The sequence below is a fragment of the Frankia sp. AgKG'84/4 genome (assembly GCF_023242965.2).
Lineage (GTDB): Bacteria > Actinomycetota > Actinomycetes > Frankiales > Frankiaceae > Frankia.
This window is the reverse complement of record NZ_JALKFU020000686.1, coordinates 1-578: the sequence shown is the minus strand read 5'-3', so window position 1 is coordinate 578 and position 578 is coordinate 1. Positions and strand designations below refer to the sequence as shown.

Genomic DNA, 578 nt, shown 5'->3' with positions numbered 1-578 from the left:
GGCCGGCTCGTCGTGTCCGGGGCTCGCCGCGCAGCTCAGGTCCACCGCCGCCGACCTGCGCCGCGGTCTGGAGGGACCCACCGACGACGTGCTCGCCGAGCTGAGGGCCGCGGCAGACGCGCTGGACACGACGGACCTGCTCGTCGCCCGCGCCGAACTGCACCTGGCCCTCGGCTCGGTCTGGCAGGAACGGGCCGGCGGCGACCCGGCGGCACTGGGCCCCGCGGTCGAGCAGTACCTGACAGTGCTACGGCTGGTCACCATCGAGACGGCCGCGGAGGTGTTCGCCGCGGCGCAGGTCAACCTCGCCACCGCGTACCTGGCGATGCCGATGAACCAGGCCTCCGACCAGCTGCGCGTCGGCGTCGCCATCCAGGGGCTGCGCACGGCGCTGACGGTGTACACGCCGCGGGACCATCCGCAGCGGTGGTCGAGCACCCAGCTCAACCTGGCCAACGCCCTGGTGTACGCGCCGTCGGCGCACCGGCGGGACAACCTGATCGAGGCGGTCGCCCGGTTCCAGCAGGTCGCCGCGAGCCGCGACCCCGGCGCCGACCCGGTCGGCCACGCCCGGGCGC

At 75.3% G+C, this 578-nt stretch carries 1 pseudogene; it reads left to right on the top strand.

Annotated features, from left to right (window positions below):
* Positions 1-578, top strand: a pseudogene (locus tag MXD58_RS24625) (hypothetical protein); the annotation flags it as partial.